General features: G+C 69.9%; 11 protein-coding genes, 1 tRNA gene and 1 pseudogene. 5 read left to right on the forward strand and 8 right to left on the reverse strand.

Annotation, left to right across the window (positions count from 1 at the left end; all coding sequences use genetic code 11):
- Positions 1-94 precede the first annotated feature (94 nt).
- Both H7I41_RS25920 and H7I41_RS25925 read left to right on the forward strand, forming a co-directional pair.
- Positions 95-167 (forward strand) — tRNA-Lys (locus H7I41_RS25920).
- Positions 168-567: 400 nt separating this feature from the next.
- Positions 568-732 carry a hypothetical protein gene (locus H7I41_RS25925; RefSeq protein WP_264015499.1) on the forward strand — a complete coding sequence of 55 codons (165 nt, stop codon included), beginning with the start codon at positions 568-570 and terminating at the stop codon, positions 730-732.
- 8 nt (positions 733-740) lie between these two features.
- Here H7I41_RS25925 and H7I41_RS25930 read toward each other — a convergent pair whose 3' ends face one another.
- The gene (locus tag H7I41_RS25930; protein WP_264015500.1) at positions 741-965 is read right to left on the reverse strand and encodes a DUF3618 domain-containing protein; all 225 of its coding nucleotides are present in this window, start codon (positions 963-965) and stop codon (positions 741-743) included.
- A gap of 95 nt (positions 966-1,060) precedes the next feature.
- Here H7I41_RS25930 and bcp point away from each other — a divergent pair, with 95 nt between their 5' ends.
- Positions 1,061-1,534, forward strand: a complete 474-nt coding sequence (gene bcp, locus H7I41_RS25935; RefSeq protein ID WP_264015501.1) for a thioredoxin-dependent thiol peroxidase — start codon at positions 1,061-1,063, stop codon at positions 1,532-1,534.
- Here the strand turns inward: bcp and H7I41_RS25940 are convergent.
- From H7I41_RS25940 to H7I41_RS25955, 4 genes and pseudogenes are all read right to left on the reverse strand, one after another.
- Positions 1,531-2,877: a dipeptidase gene (locus H7I41_RS25940; protein WP_264015502.1), complete on the reverse strand. Its 1,347-nt coding sequence runs from the start codon at positions 2,875-2,877 to the stop codon at positions 1,531-1,533. The genes bcp and H7I41_RS25940 overlap by 4 nt on opposite strands.
- A gap of 35 nt (positions 2,878-2,912) precedes the next feature.
- Entirely contained in the window at positions 2,913-3,308 is a 396-nt protein-coding gene (acpS, locus tag H7I41_RS25945) for a holo-ACP synthase AcpS (protein WP_264015503.1), read from the reverse strand.
- Between the two features lie 60 nt (positions 3,309-3,368).
- The gene (locus H7I41_RS25950; RefSeq protein WP_264015504.1) at positions 3,369-12,581 is read right to left on the reverse strand and encodes a type I polyketide synthase; all 9,213 of its coding nucleotides are present in this window, start codon (positions 12,579-12,581) and stop codon (positions 3,369-3,371) included.
- A gap of 486 nt (positions 12,582-13,067) precedes the next feature.
- A pseudogene (locus tag H7I41_RS25955) lies at positions 13,068-13,555 on the reverse strand (glycoside hydrolase domain-containing protein).
- A 97-nt stretch (positions 13,556-13,652) separates the two neighbouring features.
- Here H7I41_RS25955 and H7I41_RS25960 point away from each other — a divergent pair.
- Positions 13,653-14,831: an ABC transporter substrate-binding protein gene (locus H7I41_RS25960; RefSeq protein WP_372503809.1), complete on the forward strand. Its 1,179-nt coding sequence runs from the start codon at positions 13,653-13,655 to the stop codon at positions 14,829-14,831.
- Between the two features lie 15 nt (positions 14,832-14,846).
- On the opposite strand, the gene H7I41_RS25965 is transcribed toward H7I41_RS25960, so the two are convergent.
- On the reverse strand, positions 14,847-15,593 hold the full coding sequence (locus H7I41_RS25965; protein ID WP_264015505.1) for a MerR family transcriptional regulator: 747 nt from the start codon (positions 15,591-15,593) through the stop codon (positions 14,847-14,849).
- A gap of 340 nt (positions 15,594-15,933) precedes the next feature.
- On the opposite strand from H7I41_RS25965, the gene H7I41_RS25970 reads away from it, so the two are divergent.
- Positions 15,934-17,208, forward strand: a complete 1,275-nt coding sequence (locus H7I41_RS25970; RefSeq protein WP_264015506.1) for an MFS transporter — start codon at positions 15,934-15,936, stop codon at positions 17,206-17,208.
- On the opposite strand, the gene H7I41_RS25975 is transcribed toward H7I41_RS25970, so the two are convergent.
- Both H7I41_RS25975 and H7I41_RS25980 read right to left on the reverse strand, forming a co-directional pair.
- Complete coding sequence (locus H7I41_RS25975; protein WP_264015507.1) at positions 17,209-17,628, reverse strand: ChaB family protein; 420 nt, start codon at positions 17,626-17,628, stop codon at positions 17,209-17,211.
- Between the two features lie 61 nt (positions 17,629-17,689).
- A complete protein-coding gene (locus H7I41_RS25980) occupies positions 17,690-18,898 on the reverse strand; it encodes a low temperature requirement protein A (RefSeq protein WP_264015605.1) in 1,209 nt (402 codons plus the stop codon).
- Positions 18,899-19,041: the final 143 nt, after the last annotated feature.

Below are 19,041 nucleotides of genomic sequence, written 5' to 3' on the forward strand. Positions count from 1 at the left end.
CAAAGTCGGTCAACGGCTCATTCGCGCTGAGCCGTCCCTCAGGTCCCGAACTGATTTCGTACCCCGCCACCCGAACTGTTACTCTCGCTGTCGCGCGCCGTTAGCTCAGTTGGTAGAGCAGCTGACTCTTAATCAGCGGGTCCGGGGTTCGAAACCCTGACGGCGCACTCGTTTTCCTCAGGTGCGGTGCGGGCGTTCGAGCCCGCACTGCCCCCTTCTCCCGGGTCTGCCCACTGCGGGCCGTGTCACAGGCACCTCTGGCCGCCGCGCACGATGCCGCCGATCACCGTTCCGCGCAGGTCACACTCGCCCACTTTGCGGTTGACGTTTGCGACAATTTGTCAACCGCCGCCGCGCCCGACGGCCCCTAATGTGCTGCAGTTCACTGAGCGGGCGCACACCGGCGGTATGTCCACTACCGGTAAACAGTTGCGGGTCACGTCAGGCAAGTCACATTTTCGCAGTCAAACGACCCTCACCACCGGACCTGCTGCTACCATCGAGTTAGCTGACTACTCCACGACACGGTTCGGTCAGCGGTCACCGACGAGATCGAAGGCTTAGCTGATGTCCACTGCAGGCGCACCCCGGGCGGCGAGCACACCTGCCTCGACGCCGGACGACGAGGTAGCTGCCCCGCTGTACGTGCACAGCTGCAGCAGGCTCGGCCGTCGCGCCAATCCGCCACGGTTGACGATCGCCGACTGGCTGTTGTCCGGCCGGCGCCGCTGATCAGCGCGTCAGCGCCGCGACCTGCGCACGATCACCAGCACGACCACCACACCAACGCCCGCGAGTGACGCCGCCACCGCGGGCGTCTTCACGAAACGGATCAGACCGGCCTTGACGTCGTTGGCGACGCGCTGTGGGTTCGCGCGCTCGGCGAGCGAGTCCACCGTGGCGGCCAGTTGATCGCGGGCCTGGTCGATGTCCTGCTTGATGGTGTCGGGATCTCGGTCCGCCACGTCTGCCTCCACCTCGGTCGCTGCTCTGCCGCACTACCCTAGATCAGCCGGTGTCCATCGGTGGGCACCGGCCGACAGAAGGGTTACCCAGACGCATGCCACAGACTCCTCGTCTCGAGGTCGGCGACACGGCGCCGTCGTTCAGCCTGCCCGACGCCGACGGCAACACCGTCGCGCTGTCGGACTACAAGGGCCGCAAGGTCATCGTGTACTTCTACCCGGCCGCCTCGACGCCTGGTTGCACCAAGCAGGCGTGCGACTTCCGCGACAGCCTCGGTGAGCTCAACGGCGCCGGCCTCGACGTGGTGGGCATCTCCCCCGACAAGCCGGCCAAGCTGGCGAAGTTCCGGGACCAGGAGGGCCTGACGTTCCCGTTGCTGTCCGATCCCGACAAGGCGGTGCTCACCGCGTGGGGGGCGTTCGGGGAGAAGACGATGTACGGCAAGACCGTTCAGGGCGTCATCCGCTCGACCTTCGTCGTCGACGAGGACGGCAGGATCGCCGAGGCGCAGTACAACGTCCGGGCCACCGGGCACGTCGCCAAGCTGCGGCGCGACCTGTCGGTCTAGCTGCCGGTCGCGTCGCTTCCGCCCAGTTTCGCCAGCAGCAGCGCCTCGGCGGTGGCCGCCCGTTCGAACACCCCGAGGTGCAGGCTCTCGTTGACGCTGTGCGCCTGCGTCCCCGGGTCCTCGACGCCGGTGACCAGGATCGCCGCCGACGGGAACGCCGCGGCGAACTCGGCGATGAACGGGATCGAGCCGCCCATCCCCATGTCCACCGGTTCACTGCCCCACGCCTCACGGAACGCGGCGCGCGCGGCCTCGTAGACCGGGCCTGCGGCGTCGATGGCGTAGGGCTGACCGACGTCGCCGGGCGTGACGGTGACGTGCGCGCCCCACGGGACGTGCGCTTCGAGATGGCGGGTCAGCGCGTCGAGGTGGGCACGGGCGTCGCCGCCTGGGGCGACGCGCATGCTGACCTTGGCGCGCGCCCGCGGGATCAGCGTGTTGGAGGCCTTGTCGATCGGCGTCGTGTCGATGCCGATCACCGTGATCGCGGGCTTGGCCCACAGCCGCTGCACCACAGAGCCCGAACCGATCTCGGCGACGCCGTCGAGCAGACCCGTCTCGGCGCGCACCCAGTCGGGGCCGCGGTCCACGTCGGCGGCGCTGCCGACGTGCAGGCCTCCGACCGCTACGTTGCCCTCATCGTCGTGCAGGCCTGCCAGCAGGCGCACCAGCACCGACAACGCGTCCGGCACGACGCCGCCCCACAGGCCCGAGTGCAGGCCGTGGTCCAGGGTGGCGACCTCGACCACGCAGTCGGCCAGCCCGCGCAGCGACACCGTCAGCGCCGGTACCTCGGTGCTCCAGTTGTCCGAGTCGGCGATCACGATGACGTCGGCGGCGAGCAGATCTTTGTGCGCCTCGAGCAGGGCTCCTAGGGATGGCGACCCGGACTCCTCCTCGCCCTCCACGAACACCGTCACCCCGACGGGAGGGGCGCCGCCGTGCGCCCGGAATGCGGCCAGATGCGTCGCGATACCCGCCTTGTCGTCGGCGGTGCCGCGGCCGTACAGCCGCCCGTCGCGTTCGGTGGGATCGAACGGCGTTGTGCGCCACTGCGAGTGATCGCCCTCGGGTTGCACGTCGTGATGGGCGTAGAGCAACACCGTCGGCGCACCGGGAGGCGCCGGATGGCGGGCGATGACGGCCGGGGCGCCGCCCTCGCTGACGATGCGGACGTCATCGAATCCGGCCTCCGACAACAGCTTCGACACCGCTTCCGCGCTGCGCTGGACCTCGGGGCGGCGCGCCGGATCGGCCCACACCGACTCGATGCGGACCAGTTCCTCGAGGTCGGCGCGCACCGACGGCAGCACGTCGCGGACGCGCTCGACGACATCACTCATGGCGACGAGGGTAGTGGCACGCTCGCGGGGAAGGACTAGTCGGCGGATTCCAGGATCGCCACTGCCGCGGCCGTGTCGGCCTCGTGGGTCAGCGACACGTGGATCGTCACGTCCTGCAGATGCTTGGCGATGTCACCCGACAGCCGCACCTTCGGCCGGCCCCACATGTCGGTGACGACCTCGATGTCGCGGTGGATCCCCTCCGGCAGCGCGGGCCGCTTGGAGAACCGCGATCCCGACCACGCCTTGATCACGGCCTCCTTGGCCGCCCACCGGGCCGCCAGGTGCCGGGCCGCCGACGAACTCTTGTCCGCGGCGTCCCGGCGCTCCCCCGGCGTGAACGTCTCGGAGAACACCGTGCCCGGGCGGTCGACCTGTTCGGCGAACTCCGGGATGGAGACCAGGTCGATGCCCACACCCACTATCGCCACGCAGCGACCCTAGCCCACGCCTGTGTGCTCATCGGTGCTGGTTGCTCTTCGCGCAAGCGCTCATCGGCCGTACACGTCGCCGTCACCGAGCCTCGACGCCGCGTCGAGCAGCATCGCCGCCTCCTGCCGCTTCTCCGACCCGTCGTGGCCGAAGCGCCGGTCCGCGGGCCGCTCGTACATCGGGCGACCGCCGGCGATCGCCGACGCCAGCCGGCGACGGCCGGCGAGCGTGCGCTGGTCCGCGCGGCGGCTGTAGTCCTCGCGCTGCTCGGGATCGAGCGTGGCGAGGAACGCCTGCGGGTGCACCAGCGCGATGAGCCCGGACACGTGCCCGAAGCCCAGGCTGGTCACCAGGCCGGCCTTCAGCGGGAACTTCTCCCCCAGCCGCAGCGTCTCGCGCGGCCAGACGAAGTGCCCGGAGGTGGCCATCTCGTCGTCGACGCAGTCCAGGCTGCGGTTCGGCGGGATGACGCCGTCGCGCAGCACCTGGCACAGGCCCATCATCTGGAACACCGCGGCACCGCCCTTGGCGTGGCCGGTGAGCGTCTTCTGGCTGACGATGAACAGCGGCGCCCCCGCCGACCGGCCCATCGAGTCCGCGAGCCGCTCGTGCAGCTCGGTCTCGTTGGGATCGTTGGCCAGCGTCGAGGTGTCGTGCTTGTAGATCACCGCGATGTCGTCGGCGCCGACGCCCAGCTTGGCCAGCGAGCGGGCCAGCACCGAGTCCCTGCCGCCGCGACCGGCGCCGAGCGCGCCGAGTCCCGGTGCCGGGATGGAGGTGTGCACACCGTCGGCGAAGCTCTGCGCGTAGCCGACGACCGCCAGCACCGGCAGACCCATCTTCACCGCAAGGTCACCGCGGGCCAGCAGGATCGTGCCGCCGCCCTGGGCCTCGACGAAGCCGAGCCTGCGCCGGTCGTTGGCACGGGAGAACTTCGAATCGCTGATCCCCTTGGCGCGCATCATCTGGGTGTCGGCGGTGGCTGCCATGTCACCGAAGCCGATGATCGCCTCGAGCGTCAGGTCGTCGAAGCCGCCGGCGACCACGAGTTCGGCCTTGCCGAGCCGGATCTTGTCGACGCCTTCCTCGACCGACACCGCCGCGGTGGCGCACGCGCCGACCGGGTGGATCATCGCGCCGTAGGAGCCGATGTAGGACTGCACGACGTGCGCGGCCACGACGTTCGGCAGCACCTCCTGCAGGATGTCGTTCGGCTTGTTCCGGCCCAGCAGGTTGCCGTGATACATGGTCTGCATCGACGTCATGCCGCCCATGCCGGTGCCCTGCGTGCTGGCCACCAGGCTCGGGTGCACCCAGCGCATCAACTCGGTCGGGCTGAAGCCCGCCGACAGGAACGCATCGACCGTGGCGACGATGTTCCACAGCGCCACCCGGTCGATCGAGTTGGCCATGTCGGGCGTGATGCCCCACACCGTGGGATCGAAGCCGGTGGGGATCTGCGCGCCGACTGTGCGCGACAGCTTGGTCTTGCGCGGCACCCGGATCTCGGTGCCCGCCTTGCGGATCACCTGCCAGTCGGCCGAGTCCGGGACTGGGCGCACCACGGTGTGCTCGGGATCGAACTCGACGAACGCGCGGGCCTCGTCCTCGGAGGACACGACGAACGAGAAGTCCTTGTCCAGGAACACGCTCACCAGCAGCGGCGAGGCGTGATCGGGGTCGATCGCGCCGTCGTCGACGAATTCGCGGATGCCGCAACGCTCCACGACGGTGTCGTGATAGCGCTCGACGAGCTCCTCCTCGGGAACCAGGTCACCGGAGGCGGCGTCGTACCAGCCCGGCTTCGGGTCGTCCTCCCAGGTGATCAGGCCGGTCGTCCACGCCAGCTCGAGAACGCCTGCGGCCGACAGTTCGTTGTCGACCTCCATCTCGAAGCGGGTCCGCGACGAACCGTAGGGCCCGAGTTCGGCGCCGCCGACGATCACCACGAGGTCCGCGGGGTCGACGTCGAGGTCGGCCCACTCCGGTGCGGGCGCCGGGCCGTCCAGCCGCGGCGGCGCGGGCAGCGCGGCGATGGTGCCCGGTGTTGGCCCGTCCTCCGGCAGCGTCTCGGTGGTCATCTCCTCGCGCGCCTTGGCCGCCAGCGCCGCCATGTCGAGCTCGACGTCGCCGAGGCCGCCGGTGAGGTCGACCTCGAGCGGCTCGCGGGCCGCGGACACCTTCGCGTCGATGTCGCACAGCGCCAACAGCATCGAGGCCATCTCGGCGGTGGTGTAGGTGGTGACGCCGGCTTCCTCGACGGCACCCACGATGGCGTCGTTGTGACCCATCAGGCCGGTGCCCTTGGTCCAGCCGATCAGCGCGTGCGCCAGCGAAACCCGCTGCGCCCAGGATGATTCGGCCTTCCAGCGGGTGACCAGCGCATCGAGTGCGGACTTGGCCTCGCCGTAGGCGCCGTCACCGCCGAACATGCCGCGGTTCGGTGAGCCGGGCAGCACCACGTGCAGCCGCGACGCGATGTCGCGCTCGGCGCCGATGCCCGACAGGCCGGCGATGAGCCGCTGCACGGCCCACAGCAGCACCTTCATCTCCATCTCGGAGCGCGAACCGGCCTCCGACATGTCGCCGGCCACCTTCGGCGCGGCGAACGGGAACAGCAGCGTCGGCGTCTGGGCGTCCTTGAGGTGGATCGACTGCGGCCCGAGGCTCTCGGTCTGCTCCGAGCCGACCCACGACACCAGTGCGTCGATGTCGTTGTAGGAGGCCATGTTCGCCGGCACCACCCACAGCGTCGCGCCGAAGCGCGCACTGTCGCGGTAGAGCGACTTGTAGAACTCCAGCCGGGCGTCGTCGAGGCGCGAGGTGGTGGCGATCACCGTCGCCCCGCCCTCGAGCAGCTGCGCGGCCACCGATGCGGCGATCGAGCCCTTCGAGGCGCCCGTCACCACCGCGACCTCGTCGCTGTAGCGGCCGCGGCCCGGGTTCTCCGCCCCGGCGGCGATCCGGCCGAACAGCGATGCATGCACGTTGCGGCCCGCCGCCAGTGCCTTGCCCTGCCACCAGTTCGCCTGGGTGGCCACCACGTGGCCGGCGCCCTCGAACCGTTCGGCCAGTCGCGGCCACTCGGCGTCGACGTCGTTCTCCTCGGCCAGCCAGATCTTCACCAGATCCTCACGGGCGCTCGCCCAGCGGTCGTCGAAGACGACCGCCTTGCGACCGTCGAAGACGGGTGCGACCAGCCGCGGCCAGTCGGAGCCGAGTTCGGTGGTGACCAGGTCGATGAGCTCCGCGTCGCTCGCGGACTCGGGCGCGGTGACCGGCTTGTCGAGGCCGAGCTGGTCGAGGACCAGGCGGGCGGCCGAAGCCAGCACGCCGTCGCGACCGGTGACCTGTTCGGCGAACTCACCGAGCGCGGCGGAATCGACCACACCGCCCGCGGCGCCGCCGGCCGACGGGAGCGTCACGGAGACACCCTTGCGTGCGGCCACCGCCGTCACGGCGCCGTCGACGACCTTGTCCACCGACGCGGCGTCGGCGAGCGCACCCTCGTGCAGTCCGCCCAGACCGCCGCCGCGCACGCTGCTGCCCTCACGGGTGCCCAGCGCCACCTCGACGGTCACGTGCTTGACCCAGCCGTCGCCGAGCTCCCAGGTCTTCTTCACCCGCTCGGCGATGTAGGCCGGGCGCTTGCCGGACGGGCCGAGCACGGTGCGCAACTGGTCGTTGATCGCATCCGAGAGCACCGGGCCGAACGGCTTGTAGGTGCGGGCCAGCTTGGTGACCTGTCCCTTCAGCGCGGCGAGGTCGGCCTCGGCCGCACCGTCGATCGCGCCGAGGTTCAGCTCCGAGCCGAGGTCGACCAGCAGCTGGTTGCGCCGCGACGACGCACCGTCTGTGATCGACTCGATGGAGTCCAGCCCCTCGATCTGATCGAGGCGCATCTTGGCCGAGAGGGCGATCAGCGCCACCGTCGCGTCCGCGGCGTCGAAGCTCAGGTCGTCGGGACGCGGGCCACCCGACGGCGCCGCCGGAGCGGCCTGCGCGGGCGCGGCTGCCGCCGGAGCCTCGCCGGCGGGTGCGGCCGGGGCGTCGTCGACCTCGGGCTCGGGCTCGGGATCGGTGTCGTTGGCGAACAGCACCGCGGCGTCGCGCTCTGAGTTGAGCACCTCCACCGTGCTGTGCGAGTACTCGGGCAGCTTCAGCGTGTTGGTCGCCAGGCCCGCCACGGTCGGCGCGGACTTCACGCCGAGCTCGACGAACCGCTCGACGCCGAGGCCGCCCGCGGCCTCCTCGATGAACAGCAGGTCCTGGGTCTCGATCCACCGCACCGGGCTGGCGAACTGCCAGGCCAGCAGCTCGATCACGACCTTGCGGCACAGCTCGCGCGGCTTCTCGTTACGCCAGGTGTCGTAGTCGGCGAGGATCTCGTCGAGCGGCTCGGCGGGCACCAGATCGCGGATCTCCTGGATGAAGTCGCGATCCAGCGTGAACGGCCTGGGCACCAGGTTGGGGATGTACTTGCCGATCAGCAGGTCGGGATCGGCGTCGCGCGGCATGACGCGCTCCAGCGAGCGGCGGAAATCGGCCACGCCGACCCGCAGCACCGACGAGTGGAACGGCACGTCGATACCCGGCACGAGGATGAAGGACCGCTTGCCGCCGCTGATCTCGCGGCGCCGTTCGACCTCTTCCTCGAGCACCTCGAGGCCGCGCACGGTGCCGGCGATGGCGTACTGCGATCCACGCAGGTTGTAGTTCACGATCTGCAGGAATTCGCCGGTGCGCGCGGCGATCTCGTCGACGAACGCCGTGACGTCGGCGTCGGGCAGGTCGATCTGCGACGGCCGGATCGCGGCCAGCCGGTAGTTGGACCGGCCCTGCTCGTCGCGCGGCACGATGTCGTGCATCTTGCTGCCGCGGTGGAACACCACCTCGAGCAGCGCCTCCAGTTCGTAGACACCGGAGACGCACGCCAGCGCGGTGTACTCGCCGACGGAGTGCCCGCAGGCGATGGCGCCCTCGACGAACGCGCCCTGCTCACGCATCTCGGCCACCTGGGCGGCCGCCACCGTCGCCATCGCGACCTGGGTGAACTGCGTCAGGTAGAGCACGCCCTCGGGATGCTGGTAGTGCACTCCGGAGGCGATGAGGCTGGTCGGGTTGTCGCGCACCACGTGCAGCACCGAGAAGCCGAGGGTCTCGCGGGTGAACTTGTCCGCGGAGTCCCACACCTTGCGGGCCGCCTTGGACCGGGCACGGACCTCCATGCCCATGCCCTTGTGCTGGATGCCCTGGCCGGGGAAGGCGTAGACGGTCTTCGGCGCGGCCAGCCGCGCGGTCGCCGACATCACCAGGTTGTTGTCGACCTTGGCGGTGACCTCGAGAACCTCTGCGCCGACGTCGATTCCGACGCGGTCGACGCGGAACTCGATCTCGTCGCCGGGCAACACCATGCCGAGGAACCGGGCGGTCCAGCCGATGAGGCGGGCCGGCGGGACGGCCTTGCCGTCGGTCGCGGTGACGACGTGCTGGGCGGCCGCCGACAGCCACATCCCGTGCACGATGGGCGATTCCAGCCCAGCGAGCAGCGCGGCGGCGCGGTCGGTGTGAATCGGGTTGTGGTCGCCGGAGACGACCGCGAACGGCCGCATGTCGACCGGGGCGCCGACGCTGACGTCGCGACGGCGGCGACGCGGCGTGTCGGTGGCGTTGCCGGAGACGGCTCCGCCCGCCCGGACCGGGTCGGTCAGTTCGGCCGCACCGGTGCGGCCGCGGATGGCGAACCGCTCCTCGAGCGTGGCCACCACGGTGCCGTCGGCGGTGGTCACCGTGACGGCGACCGGGACGACGCGGCCCACCTCGGTGTCGGTGGCCACCGAAGCTGTTGCGGTGACGGTCAATTCGGCCACCTCGGTGGGCAGCGGCGCCTCCAGGCGGGCGGCGTGGTCGAGGTGCACCAGGCTCAGCAGGCCCTCGACGACCGGGAATCCGGAGTCGGTGGCCGCGGAACCGACGGCGGCGAACACGGCGGGCCAGCAGCGGCCGACGAGGGCGTCGGGCACCACCGTCAGAGTGGGCGCCAGCGGGGCGCCGAAGGTGGCGGTCACACCGGTGTGGTCGGCCACCTGCTCGGGATCCCAGCCCACGGTGACCGTCGCCGAGCCACCGGAGACCGGCGGCAGGGCATCGGGGCCGTCGACGCCCGCGGCGATGGCGAGCACCGCACGCATGGCGGTGGCGGCGTCCTCGGTGGACACCAGCGGCGCTCCGCCGCTGCGGACGACATCGGTGAGGGTGAAGCGGATCTCGATCCAGGTGCCCGAGAGCGGCACGCTGAGGACGACGTGCTGGTCGTCGGCGACGGTGATGCGCGCACCGGTGGACGCGTGGGTCGCGACCGTCTGGCCTTCACGCACCTGCCAGTCCCGCGGCTCGGCGATGCGGTGCACCGGGTTGGTCGCGGTGCGGCCGGCCCACAGCACGTCGGGCGCGTCGAGCAGCGCGGCGAGCGGACCGGTGACGTCGGCACGGCCCTGACGGCGGGACAGCACCGGCGCCGGGTCGCCGTTGCGGGCGAGCGCCTGGTCCACAGCGGCCTGCTCGAAGCGGTCGAGCAGCTCGCCGACGGGCTCGTCGACCCGGGTGATTCCGGCGACGGCGGCGGTGCCGGGGATGATGCACACCTGGTCGGCGGAGTAGCGGGCGTCGTGGGCCTGCCACAGCGAGTCGCTGCGCCACCAGCGGCGGACGTCCTTGTCGATCACCGGCACGAAATTAACCGGCTTGCCGAGCGTCTTGCAGAGCTGGACGAAGAACGGCACGTCGGCCGGGTGCAGCTGCACCGTCGCGGCGTCCGGGTAACGCTTCACGAGTGCGGCGATCGCCGCCTCGGGCTCCTCGAGCAGCCGGCCTTCGGGGAACAGCGTGGGGATCTCGCCGGAGTCGACGGCGTGCAGCCGGGCCTCGGCGCGCTGCAGCATCTGCTCGAAGCGGTCCCGCCAGGTGATGTCCAGCCACGGCGAGCCCGGGGTCCTCGAGTCGGCGTTGCTGCTGCCGTCCCCGATGGCGAGCTCGACGTAGCGCTGAAGCCACTGCAGGTAGGTCATCTCGCCGACGTCGCCGAAGTAGGGCTTCGCCGTCACGGCCATCGCCGCGATGATCTCGTCGCGCCGGTCGGCGACGGCGTCGGCGTCGCCGGCCACCTCGTCGAGCAGGCGTCCGCAGCGTGAGGCGGCGTTGTCGATCTCGTGGATGTCGGCGCCGAGCTGGCTGCGGCCGGAGGCCATGCCGCCCTGCGCCTTTCCGGCGCCCACCCATGTCTCGGTGCCACGGGTCTCGACGAGCATCTGCTTGACCTGTGGGCTGGTGGTGGCCTCGAGGGTGGCCATCGCCGCGGTGCCGACGAGGATGCCGTCGACGGGCATGGCCGGGAAGCCGAAGGACTCCGACCAGCGCCCGGACAGGTATTCGGCGGCCTGCTCGGGCGTGCCGATGCCACCGCCGACGCAGATGGTGATGTTGGATCGCGACCGCAGCTCCGAGTAGGTCGCCAGCAGCAAGTCGTCGAGGTCTTCCCAGGAGTGGTGGCCGCCGGCGCGGCCGCCCTCGATGTGCACGATCACCGGCTTGGTGGGCACCTCGGCGGCGATGCGGATGACCGAGCGGATCTGCTCGACGGTGCCGGGCTTGAACACGACGTGGCCGATGCCGATGGAGTTGAGCTCGTCGATCAGGTCGACGGCCTCCTCGAGCTCCGGGATGCCCGCGGTGACGACGAGGCCGTCGATCGGCGCACCCGCCTGGCGCGCCTTCTGCACCAGGCGCTTGCCACCGACCTGCAGCTTCCACAGGTACGGGTCGAGGAACAGCGAGTTGAACTGCACGGAGCGGCCCGGTTCGAGCAGCCCGGTGAGTTCGGCGATGCGGTCGTTGAAGATCGGCTCGGTGACCTGGCCACCGCCGGCCAGCTCAGCCCAGTGGCCGGCATTGGCTGCGGCGGCGACGATCTTGGCATCGACGGTGGTGGGCGTCATCCCCGCGAGCAGGATCGGCGAGCGGCCGGTCAGCCGGGTGAACTTCGTCGACAGCTTGACCGACCCGTCCGGCAGCCGCACGGTCGTCGGCGCGTAGCTCGACCACGGCCGGGCCACCTCGGGCACCGCGCCGACGGTGAACAGGTTGCGCTGCCCGCCGCGGGTGGCGGCGGGGACGATGCCGATGCCCAGTCCGCGGATCACCGGGGCGGTCAGCCGGGTCAGGATGTCGCCGGGTCCGAGGTCGAGGATCCAGCGGGCGCCTGCCTCGTGCAGGTCGGTGATCTCGTCGACCCAGTCGACCTGGGTGACGAGGATCGCCTCGGTCATGGCGCGGGCGAGGTCGACGTCGATCCCGACCGCCTCGGCCCACCGGCCGACGATGTCGACGCCGTCCGACAGGCGCGGCGTGTGGAAGCCGACCTCGACCTGCACGGGGTCGAAGGAAGGTGCGAACACGGCGCCGCCGCGGACCTTGTTCTTGCGGTCGGCCTCTTCCTTCTCCGAGATCTGGGCGCAGTACAGCTCGAAGCGGGAGAGCTGCTCGGGGGTGCCGGTGATGACGACCGAGCGCCTGCCGTTGCGGATGGACAGCACCGGCGGCAGCACGGTGCGCACGTCCTGGGCGAATTCCTCGATGAGTTCGTAGATGCGCTCGGGATCGGCGTTGGTGACCGACACCATGGGCGGCCGGTCGCCGAGGACGGTGATGCCACGCCGGCGGGCGACGAGCGTGCCGGCCGCACCGATCAGCTGAGCCAGCGCGAGCAGCTCGACATCCTTCGCGCCACGGGCGGCGAGCGCCTCCACGGCGAGCACGCCCTGCGAGTGCCCTGCGACGGCGACAGGCGGGGTGGCGTACAGATCCATGCCCTGACGGGCCAGCGCCCGCACCGCGGCGATCTGGGTGAGCAGCACGCCGGGCACGGAGACCGCGGCCGACGTCAGCTGCTTGGCGGTGGGCAGTGGCTCCTCGGAGGCCAGCGCGCGGACCCAGGCCAGCGGCTCGAAGCCGATCGGCCGGACGACGACGAGTTCCTTGGCGACGGGTTCGAGCAGCAGTTCGGCCTCGCCGGCGAGTGTCGCGAGTTCGCCCTCGATGCCTGCTGAGGACACCAGCTCCTCGAGCGTGTCGAGCCATGCGCTGCCCTGGCCGCCGAAGGCGACCGCGTAGGGTTCGCCGGCGTTGAGGCGGTCGACGAGCGCGTGCGCGGATCTGGTGGCCTCGACATCGCCGCTGCGGTCGGTGGACATCCGGTCGTGCTCGTGAATCGTCACTCTTGCTATCTCCCTCGGCGCTGCCTGCGCGCTTGTCGTCTCGCTCGTCGAACTGGCGGTCGTGACCGACTGTGGTCGGCTCGCCGGCTGCGCTCCCCTGCGTCGGGCCGGCGGAAGATTCTGCGTCGAATCCGGGCTGGCGGCCGTCCGTGTCCGGGCGGTCCAACCCCACTAAGAGTGGCATAAGAAGAAGGGGTGCTTTCGGCCCGCAATTGGTTACTGGCGAGTTCTACGCCCGGGTAACCCACCGCCAGATAACGCGACGCCCTTCGCCGTGCGACAGCAAGCGGGACAAACGTCCTGCATGCAGGTGGTTACGGTCGAGTAGCTACAACTGCGCTGTTCAAAGCAGCATTGTTATGCAATCGTTATCTAAGAATTTCGGGCCGCCGGAGCGGCCGATCGAGTGTCGGATGGGTCGACACTCGGCGCGGAAGTGTCCACCCGCGCCTCGCGATGGCGCACAGGAGTTTGCTAGAAATATTACTAGTCAGTAAGGTTCCGGCCCCACTGACCGAATTGCGGCTCGAGAACGTGGTTGAGGTCGACGCCGATGCCGCCAACCTGACGCGTGTCGATCTCCACCCGGTGCAGAGGTGTCGCCGGGTGTGCGACCCGCCTGGGCGAACCCCAGTTGTGCTGCCAGCAGCAGGCGCCGGGGCCGTCCTGCAGTGCCCACCCGATGGTCTTCGAGTTCATGTAGACGCCGACACGCTGACGGCCGAGCACCGCCTCCCAGCCCCGCAGGAACGGCGCGACCTGCTGTTTGTACTCCAGCAACCACGCGCGCCGGGCCTGCGGTCGGCCACGTACCGGATAGCTCCGAGCGCCCCGGAAGCGCGGAGGTCGGCCGCGCGGATCACTCCTGCCGCGTCGTCGAGCAGGATTGCTGATCGGAGTGGCACAACCTGCGGAATCCCCTGCTCGATCCCACGGCGAGTGGCCTGCGGTACGGCGCGCCGGTTTCCTACCATGAACCATGCCCGTTGGTCGGGTCGGCGAGGATCCGACGTGAACCCCGCCGCTTCCGGTGCCTTCGCCAGGGCCTTTCTCACGGTGCCCGTATCGACGCTGCTTCGCGCCGGCTTCGCGCTGACGGCGTGCGCGGCGCTGCTGGTCGCCTGCTCGGGATCGTCACCGGACGCCACCGACGGCCCGCGCGCGCCTGATCTGGAACCGTTGTCCGCCGTCGGCGACGGCGAGGGCGAACTCGACCTCATCGCCTGGGCCGGCTACGCCGAGGACGGCAGCAGCGACAGCGCGGTCGACTGGGTGACGCCGTTCGAGCAGCAGACCGGCTGCCGCACCACCGTCACGATCGGTCACACCTCCGACGAGATGGTCGACCTGATGCGAACCGGCCGCTACGACGGAGTCTCGGCCTCCGGCGACGCCACGCTGCGGCTGATCCACGCCGGGGACGTGGCGCCGGTGAACACCGCGCTGGTACCCCACTACGAGACCATCTCGCCGTTCCTCAAGGATCAACCGTGGAATTCGGTGGACGGCCGGATGTACGGCATCCCGCACGGGTGGGGCGCGAACCTGCTGATGTACAACATCGGCGTCGTGCGCGATGCGCCGAACTCCTGGGCGGCGGTGTTCGACGACGCGGCGGAGTACCGCGGCCGGGTGACCGCGTACGACTCCCCCATCTACATCGCCGACGCGGCGCTCTATCTCGCCAAGTCGCGGCCGGAACTCGGCATCGTCGATCCGTATTCGCTGACCGTCCCGCAACTCGACGCCGCTGCCGAGCTGCTCGAGGCGCAACGCGAGAACGTCGGGCTGTACTGGTCGGACTACACCACCGAGGTGCAGGCGTTCGAGTCGGGCGCCGCCGTGATCGGCACCACCTGGCAGGTGATCGCCAACACCATCGGCGCCAACAACCGGGTCCAGGTCAACACGGTGCTGCCCAAGGAGGGCTCGACCGGCTGGTCGGACACCTGGATGATCTCGTCGAAGGCCGCTCACCCCCACTGCATGTACAAGTGGATGGACTGGATCGCCTCACCCGAGGTCAACGCCCAGGCCGCCGAGCACTTCGGGGAGGCACCCGCGCAGTCCCTGGCCTGTGAGTACACCACCGCATACGACTTCTGCGATCTCTATCACGCCACCGATGAGCAGTTCGCCGCAAAGATCCACTACTGGACCACGCCGCAGAAGGAATGTGTGGACGGCAGTGGCGACGACTGCACCACCTACGACCAGTGGGTGGAGCGGTGGCAGCGCATCAGACGCTGAACAGGCACGCCTTGCTCAGCCGTGCGGCGGCCACTGCCCGTCGAGGAGGGCGCCCGGCGCTGTGGACACCATCTGACGGTGCAGCACCGCGTCGAGGTGGCCGACCACGAGCCTGGTGGCCAGCTCCCGGTAGTCCCGGACGATCTGCCTGTACTCCGGAAGCTGGCCGGGGCCGGGCAGGTGCGCCGGTCCGAAGCGCGCCGTCAGGCATTCCTCCAGCGCGGTGACGACGGCGGCGGCCAGCACGTCGATGTCCTGTCGGGTCGATTCGACGATCCGCAGCAGCGCGCGGATGTAGAGCATCTGGTCCGCCGCGCGGGCGACGATCTCGCTGAGCACGGGGTCGGTGAGCGCGACGGCGCCGTCGACCCGCCGGGCCATGCCCAGCTCGAGCAGCCGTTGCGCCTCGTCGGACCCCACACCGATGTCGAGCGGCGCGTCCTTCCGCGGGGCGGACGGGACCGGGGCGGCGGCGGACGCGTCGGTTCGCGGCGCAGGCACCGCACGCTGCAATCCGAGGATGTCGGCGAGATCGGCGCCGTCGCGCATGCCGGCGAAGAACTCGGCGATGTGGGCTGAGTTGAAGCCCCGACGCAGGAGCTGGTTGATGGTGTCCAGCTGCGCGAGGTGGGAGTCGTCGTACAACGCCGAACGGCCCGACCGGCGAGGCGGGTCGAGCAGCCCGCGCTCCCGGTAGGCACGGATGTTGCGGGCACTCACCCCCGACTGTTCGGCGAGTTCCTCGAGCCGGTATTCGCTCAACGCGTCGCACCTTCGTGCCGGCCATGCGGCAGGTGGTAGCCGGCATCGCGGTTCGTCATGCCGACACTGTACCCGTGACACCGGTACTGAGCGAACCCACGTGCGGTAAATTGAACCCTCGATCTTGAAGCCGGTTTCTGTCGTTAATCTGCACATTTGTCAAAATCGCTGCCGATTACTACGCATCGACGTGCAGTTTCAGCCAACTCTCTAGGCCGACGAGCGATTCACCGTGAGTGACGTCACCGGACCGGGATTGGATTCCCCGGCCGCCGGTGGCCACCATGGAAGGCGGATATCGAGAATCGGCTCGACCGAGAGCCACGACGAAGGGTTTGGTGTGCGCCCCTGGATCGTGTGGGCCACCGGACTCCTGGCCTACATCGTCGCGGTGCTGGACCGCACCACTCTCGGCGTCTCCGGACTCGACGCCGCCGACCGGTTCACCGTGAGCCCGGGCGTGCTGTCCACGTTCGTCGTGCTGCAGGTGGTCGTCTACGCAGGCGCCCAGGTGCCCGCCGGCGTGCTGCTGGACCGGTACGGCTCCAAGGTGCTGATCCTCTGCGGCGCGGCGCTGATGGCGTCCGGTCAACTGGTGCTGGCATTCTGCGAGTCCCTGCCGTCGGCGATCGCCGCCAGGGCGGTTCTCGGCCTCGGGGACGCGCTGACGTTCATCTCGGTGCTGCGCCTGGTGCCGCACTGGTTCGCACCCCGGCAGGTCCCCCTGGTCACCCAGCTCACCGGCATCTGCGGCCAGCTCGGGCAGGTGCTCTCGGCGGTGCCGTTCCTGGCCGTGCTCACCGGCGCGGGCTGGACGACGGCCTACACCTCGGTCGCCGCACTCGGTGTGCTGTCGATGGTGCTCACGCTGCTCGTCGTCAAGGACACTCCGTCGGGACGCGCCGGGCCGGCGAAGACCGCCACCCTGAGCGAGCTGGTGGGCAGCGTCAAGACGGTGTGGCTGAGGCCGGGCACCCGGCTCGGCTTCTTCACCCACATGGGCACACAGTTCTCGGTGACGGTCTTCGCGCTGATGTGGGGGGTGCCGTACCTGACGGTGGCGCAGGGCCTGTCGGCCGGCATGGCAGGGACGCTGCTGAGCCTGTCGGTGGTCGCGGCGATCTCTGCGGGCGTGGTCATCGGCATCTTCACCGGCCGCCACCCGCATCGCCGGTCCCGCCTGGTGCTCGCCATCATCGGCAGCAACGCGCTGGCCTGGACGGTGGTGCTCGCGTTGCCCGGCCCGGCTCCGTTGTGGCTGCTGATACTGCTGGTCGTGGTCATCTCGGTCGGCGGACCGGGCTCGATGGTCGGCTTCGACTTCGCGCGGACCTTCAATCCGAGCGCCACGCTGGGCACCGCACAGGGCATGGTCAACATGGGCGGGTTCATCGCGTCGCTGCTCGTGATGCAGGCGATGGGGATCATTCTCGACGCCACCGGCGGCTACTCGTTCGATTCGTTCCGGTGGGCGTGGACGGCGCAGTACGTGATCTGGGCGCTGGCCACCACCGGCATCCTCATCACGCGCAGCAAGACCCGGCGCAGGATGCGCCTGGAACAGGAGCGGATGCTGCTCGAGAGTTTCGAGGCGGATCCCGCTCCGGACCGGTGATCAGCGGTTGCGCGCGGACTCCCGCCGGTTGGCCTTCTTGATCGCCGACACCAGTTCGTCCTTGCTCATCGTCGAGCGTCCGGAGATGTCGAGGCGTCGCGCGATCTCGACGAGATGCTTCTTCGACGCGTTGGCGTCGACGCCTTCCGCAGTCTCACCCTTGGCGTTCGGCCCGCCGCTGCGGGCGCGCTGATCCGACGGCCCCTTGGCCGCCTTGGCCTCCCAGTGGTCGCCGACCTTCTCGTAACTGTGCTTCAGTGCGCTGTAGGCCACCCGGTGGGCGCGCTCGCCCTCGCCGTACTCCTCGGCAGCCGAGTCGTGCGCCTTCGCAAAGGTGCGCTGCGCCTTGGCTTCCGACTTCTTCAGCGTGCTGGGCAGTTCACTCTTCTTGGCCTGTCCGCCCTTACCCGTCTTCGGCATGGTGACTCCTTTCGCCGTGTCCGGGTGGACTAGCCCGTCGGCGACGGGGCCAAACCGGTTGTCATGCCTCGCCGGCCGTCCTTGCCGCCACAGGCATGCGCCGGTGCCCGGTGACCTCGTAGCCGACCACCACGACCACAGGCGCCAGCGTCACCGCCAGCAGGCACACCGCCATCGGCACGTCGGTCATCGCCAGCCACACCGCCACAGCCAGCACCGCGAGTGCGCCCGCGGCGAGGGCGCCGTGGAACAGGTCCCACGTTCGTGCCACCAGCCCATAGATGGCGTACAGGCCGACCAGGTAGATGGCGACGGGCACCGCGACGGTGGCCACCGTCGGCGCGGCGCCGAGTTCCGAGTGATGCTCGATGTAGTACGCGGCGGCGTGCAGGCCCGCGCCGGTGGCGACGATGGCGCCGAACACCGGGATGTGCAGGTAACCGAACCAGAACGACGTGCCGCGGTCGGCGTGCAGCAGATCGGCGTGCGGCACCAGGAAGTACACCCACCACATGCCGAAGGTCAGCCCGGTGCCGGCGACCGCGACGAGCACCGCGTCGGTGGACCAGCCCTGGATCTCGACGGCCGCCGAGATCGACGCGACGGTGCCCACCACCCCCTCGCCGAGCGCGATGATCGCCAGCAGGCCGTAGCGCTCGACGATGTGGTGGACGTGCCACGGGGTTCCGCCCATCCGCCGCTCGGCGATGAACGGGCCGGACAGCTCCACGGCGATCAGCACCACGGTGCACAGGAAGAACACCGCAACCGAGGTCTGTACGAAGATCTGTGCGGCCCAACCGATCTGGGCCACAGTCACGGCCGCCGCGTACGTCAGGCAGGCCTGACGCCGCGCGGGATCCGCCGACGCCGCGCGCAACCACTGCCCCACCAGCGCGATCCGCATCACGATGTATCCGGCGACCAGGACCGCGTTGTCCACGTGACCGCCGTGCTCGATCGAGGCGAACATCTGCGGAAGGCCGAGGGCCAGGATGATGACGCCGACCATCTGCAGCATCGTCATCAGCCGGTAGATCCAGTCATCGGTGTCGAACGCCGAAGCGAACCAGCTGAAGTTGATCCAGGCCCAGCAGATCGCGAACGTCGCGAACGCGAAGCCGGTCAGGCCCGCGGCGACGTGGTCCTCGGCAAGCAGGTGGGCGAACTGGGACGCGGCGATCCCGAAGGCCACCACGAACGTGAGGTCGAACAGCAACTCCAGCGGGGTGGCCGCCCGGTTCTCCTGATGCGGGTCACGACCCACCATTCGGCGCAGCCGGTGCGCCGGTGTCGCAGTCCCGGCCACTGGCTCGGCGTTGCTCACGTGCTTGTCCTTTCTGTCGGCCGCGCCGCACACGCAGGTAGTCCACTACGCATGCCGCCGCCGGCCCGCCTTCATACGCTGATCTC

It is taken from the genome of [Mycobacterium] manitobense (assembly GCF_025821665.1).
In the GTDB taxonomy this organism is placed as follows: Bacteria; Actinomycetota; Actinomycetes; order Mycobacteriales; family Mycobacteriaceae; genus Mycobacterium; species Mycobacterium arseniciresistens.

Bases quoted from the DNA above. Each gene is read 5' to 3' on its own strand.
- H7I41_RS25925 (WP_264015499.1), top strand. From the start codon at position 568: ATGTCCACTGCAGGCGCACCCCGGGCGGCGAGCACACCTGCCTCGACG.
- bcp (WP_264015501.1), top strand. From the start codon at position 1,061: ATGCCACAGACTCCTCGTCTCGAGGTCGGCGACACGGCGCCGTCGTTC.
- H7I41_RS25940 (WP_264015502.1), bottom strand. From the start codon at position 2,877: ATGAGTGATGTCGTCGAGCGCGTCCGCGACGTGCTGCCGTCGGTGCGC.
- H7I41_RS25975 (WP_264015507.1), bottom strand. From the start codon at position 17,628: ATGCCGAAGACGGGTAAGGGCGGACAGGCCAAGAAGAGTGAACTGCCC.
- H7I41_RS25980 (WP_264015605.1), bottom strand. From the start codon at position 18,898: ATGGTGGGTCGTGACCCGCATCAGGAGAACCGGGCGGCCACCCCGCTG.